Genomic DNA, 4,268 nt, shown 5'->3' on the forward strand with positions numbered 1-4,268 from the left:
TAAAAAAATCAAAAAATAAGAGATGAAAATTCTGAGAAATATCTGAAAAATGCTGCAAAAGCGAAAGCATTAAAAATAAAAGACAAATTAATCCCAGTACTCTAGGGAAACGCTTCCAAAGGAAAAAGTACAAAGGGGAGAGAAAGGAGATAATCAAGAGGACATACAAGAACCATATCTGGCCGATGGGAAAGGGCATCATCTCCTTGGAGGGACGAATCAGCAACCAGCGTATTAATCTTTCGGCTGAAAAAGAAGGAAGACGTCCTTCCTGAAGGAGATAAAAACCGAGACAAAGGAGGCACAAGAGATAATAGGGAATCAGTAGGGAGATCGTTCTTTTGGCTAAATAAAAAGAAAGGGGACCTGACCTCCTGTAGCTTGGGTAGGAAACAGCCCCCGAGATCATAAAGAAAATAGGGACCGAGACGAGAAGAAATCCCGAGTAGGGTCGATAAAACCAAAAGCCTCCAACATGGCCAAAGACGACGATAAAGATGGCCAGCCCCCGGAGATAGCGCAAAAACTCGCTGTCTTGGCGGGAAAGATCTGGAGTTTTCATTGATAAAAGACGATCAAACCACTCCAGGGAGCAATGGTTACTTGAGATATAGATTCAAAGAGAAGCTTACCCGGCCTTTGGCCGGATTTGGGAACTGGACCGCCCCCGAGGGGGACAACCTTGCGGACCTCTGTATCGAAGGAAATCCGACGGCTATAAGGCCCGATATTTACCCAGACCTCTCCTTTGGCGTACCTCCGTCGGAAAAGGCCTCTCTTGACCCTCATCTCCTCAAGGGATAGGGGACCTTCTGTGGGAGAGCCTAGGTCCAAAGACCATTCTGGATACCAGCTAAGGGGTGTCTGCGAAAAATAATTTAAGTAGGTATAGCGTCCTTTAAAAAGGAGATAGCAGGCCAGATAATATAGACGGGTCTTGAGGTCTGCATCTCCCTTTCGTAAATAGGACTGAAAGATGACGATTTTATCATTTTTAATGAGTCTCAAGAGGCGCCTGGCGGACATCTCCCAATCTCGTTGGCTTTTGGTAACAAAAGCCCCTTCCATAAAGGCCCCGGAGGCCGTGGTGTAGTAATCAGTGGTGTCCCAGGTGGTAAAAAGGCCTCCAATGTTGGGCAGGGTCACATAGCCCAGGGCTTCCAGAAATGCGGTCAACCTAGCCATAAACATCTCATAGGCCTCACTCCAGGTAAGCCCCCCGAGCTCTCTAAAGCGGCGCTTTACAGCCGCCGCACCTGCAAGCCGAGGATCAGCATGGGAGGCCTCCCACTCAAGAAGGGCCACCGAAGAAGAATCGAGAAAGACTCCCTGATAGCGCCCTTTAAGCATCTGGCGGAAAATGGATTTCTTCCAGTAGTCCTGAAATCCTGGGTGGGCGATATTCATCAGGTACTTACCATCGATCCTTGATCGAACGCGCTCTCCCTTTTCATTGTGCCAGAACCAGTCTTCATGTCTGGTGACATAATCCCAATCATTACCCCACCTCTGCCCATCGATAATAAATCGATGGGCTGGTTGTTGCTGCCAGATGCCCAGATGATAATGGAGGACGACGAAATGGGGGTTGTGGCGGCGAAGCCTTTGACTGATGGGGAGGGTGAGCTTCTGGCTACCAACATAGTGTTTGGCGGCAAAGGAGATCTGCTCTTTGGTCATATGGGTGGGGAGCTGATCTACAAGGATGGCTATGCGTCCATCAGAGGTCTCCGGAAAGCCGAATTGGCTATATAGGCTGGCCGCCAAGCCTTGGGAGACGCCCCCTAACAAGAACAGCCCCCAACAAAAAAGTACTAATAGTCCTGGTTTCAAGCTCATGGCCGATCCCTTAAGACGAACTCAATCTGGTCCATAGTCTTAGCCCAGGCCAAGGCGGCAACCTCCATCCCCCGGGGAGTCCAATGGACGCCGTCTTTCCAGATAAACTCCTGTCGAGGGCCGGAGGCCTGAATCATCTCAAATACATAGGCCACAGGGACCTTGAGCCTCCGAGCCCTTTTGACAAGGGCCTCATTGAACATGGCCTCAGGCAGAGAAAGAGGGTCTTTAAAGCCCCGGGGAGGAATAGTGGCCAGGGCCACCACCACTCCTTGAGATTCGGCCTCTTTGACAATAGCCTCAAGGTCGTCCATCCAGCGTTCATAGACATCAACGGTCCGGAGTCTGCCCCTGACGTTGTTGGTACCGAACATGACGAAGAGAAACTCTGGCCTTTCCTTAGCCAATATCTCGGCTACCTTCCGGCGCCCAAAGCCTGTAGTCTGCCCGGCAAACCCATAGGCCTTGACCTTATAAATCCCCAGGGCCCCCTCTACCAACCGAGGATAAAGGGTGGGGCCGGCCAGCGAATCCCCGAAAAGACACACCAGGGCCTTGTTAACCCGGCCTTTTCCCCTTTGATGTACCTCTCGGAGGTGGTCTGCATAAAGAAGCCGGTCTTTCTCCTCCCGGGTGAGCGGCCTCAGACGGGGCTCGGCCTTGCCTTCTACCTGGAGGCTAGAAGACCAAGGACCAAGGTTGTTCTGGAAATCAACCGCCAAGACGCGATAATGATAGACCTTTTTGCCAGCGGTTCGATCCAGAAAAAAAGGCCGATAAGTTTCAGCTATCTTGATAAAGTCCTGTCCTTCTTCGGCCCTGGAGACCACATAGACCATGGGGAAGACGTTATCTTCAGGGGGCTCCCAACTAAGCCTTATGCCCTCCGGGCCGGCCTGGGCCCGAAGCCCTTTCACCTTCTCCGGGGGGACACTATCTTCTCCCCGTTAGATGATAAAATTATCCAGGATGATGGCCACCTCCCTCCCCTTGGGATCCGGGCTCCAGAAGCGTAGGTTGGTAAAAAATGTCTGAGGGCGGACGTAGCCGCGGGCCCTAGAGTTGTAGTGGAAACGATCCACATAGTAAAGCACCGGCGTCCAGCTAGCCTCAGGCAGGAAGCGATAGGCGTAAGGGGTTGTATTATCATTGGCTAGCTTGTCAAAGAGGTTCAATCTGGCCAACTTAAACCCCAGTCCTTTGGCCATAAAGGCAATCTTCAGCCCCTGGGATCCTTCGATTTTAATCTTAAGGGCCGGACCAGACCATTTCTGGCGGCAGATGGTCTTAAGGGCCTTGCCAGAGATGGCCTCTTCAACCAGGGTCTGCCTAACCTGCTTTGAGCCATAGAACCCCCCTTGATCCTGATCAAAGTTGGTCCGATAGTAGATAGTCACCCCAGCCCGTCTTTCAGGCTCAGTCGAGTTGCTAGCACTGCAGGAAATAAGCCCCAACCATAGGGAAAATACCAGAAAGGGCCATATGATATTCTTCATTGGCTTACCCTTACCCCTGTTCAAAATTGAAGTTTAGCCTTTGGAAGTCCGACCTTAAGGCCCCTTGAAAATAATCTTCAAAAAGGCCTCCACCTTATCCTTGCTGCCAACAAAGATGTCGTAAATCCAGATCAAAGAAAACCCGAAAACCACCGGGATAAGAATCGCCCCCAGGCGGAGGCGACAATTGCGCCAAAGATATCCCCAATTAACCCCTAAATAGGCCGCATATAAAGATAAAAGGGCCATCAGAGGCAGATGGTACCGAGAGTGCCCAAAGACCAAGGCATGTATGGCTGTAAAGTAGGCGATGATCAAAAGGGCTAGCCAGTGAAAAGCCCTTTCCTGAGCCCCGGGGCTCTTGCTCCGGAGGCCCACACTTGATCTAGCCTCCAGAAGAGACCACATCAGACCAGCAATCCCCAGGATGACCACCAGGACATAAGCCGTAAGGATACTCAAGGCAACGAATATTCCCAGGAACCTGTTGCTGAGCCCAGGGAAGAGGCCCTTTTTGACTCCGGCAATAATGCTCCGCTCAAGCTGCCAAAAGTTGGCCGCCTTGATGAAGACCCTTATCCCGGTAAGACCGGGGTGCTCCCTCATAAAGCTCAAGGCCTTAGCTATGGCCCAACGCTGCTTCTCAGCCTCATTGAGGCCCCGGAGCTCGTCTTCGTATCCCCGGTACCAGGCAATCTCTGGAGGGTTAGCTACGGCCGCCCAGGCTCGGTGAAGGGGGGTGTACTCATAGTTGCCCATGTAGAGATTAAGCCCCCCCATTGTATCTACAGCGACAAAGTGGCCAAAGACCTGATAGTTACGAAACACCCAGGGAGAAAGGGTAAACACCACCCCCAAGACAAACAAGAAAGCCCCCAGCAGGGCCTTTTTTTTATCCGGCAGGACAAAGAAGAGAAAAAGACCAATGATCGG

Annotated in this window: 5 protein-coding genes; all 5 read right to left on the minus strand. The window is 51.4% G+C overall.

Translation table 11 applies throughout. The features are described 5' to 3' along the window. On the minus strand, window positions 1–562 hold a 562-nt coding region (locus ACXJJX_RS03420), incomplete at its 3' end, for an acyltransferase family protein (RefSeq protein WP_456432061.1). After that, entirely contained in the window at window positions 559–1,767 is a 1,209-nt protein-coding gene (locus ACXJJX_RS03425) for a putative glycoside hydrolase (RefSeq protein WP_456432063.1), read from the minus strand. The genes ACXJJX_RS03420 and ACXJJX_RS03425, both read right to left, overlap by 4 nt. Window positions 1,768–1,835: 68 nt before the next feature. After that, window positions 1,836–2,756: an SGNH/GDSL hydrolase family protein gene (locus ACXJJX_RS03430; RefSeq protein WP_456432065.1), complete on the minus strand. Its 921-nt coding sequence runs from the start codon at window positions 2,754–2,756 to the stop codon at window positions 1,836–1,838. A 30-nt stretch (window positions 2,757–2,786) separates the two neighbouring features. Next, window positions 2,787–3,335 (minus strand): hypothetical protein, encoded by a 549-nt coding sequence (locus tag ACXJJX_RS03435; RefSeq protein ID WP_456432066.1) that lies wholly within the window; start codon window positions 3,333–3,335, stop codon window positions 2,787–2,789. 54 nt (window positions 3,336–3,389) lie between these two features. Next, on the minus strand, window positions 3,390–4,268 hold an 879-nt coding region (locus ACXJJX_RS03440), incomplete at its 5' end, for a hypothetical protein (RefSeq protein ID WP_456432067.1).

This window comes from Thermosulfuriphilus sp. (assembly GCF_054026695.1).

Bases quoted from the DNA above. Each gene is read 5' to 3' on its own strand.
- ACXJJX_RS03435 (WP_456432066.1), bottom strand. From the start codon at position 3,335: ATGAAGAATATCATATGGCCCTTTCTGGTATTTTCCCTATGGTTGGGG.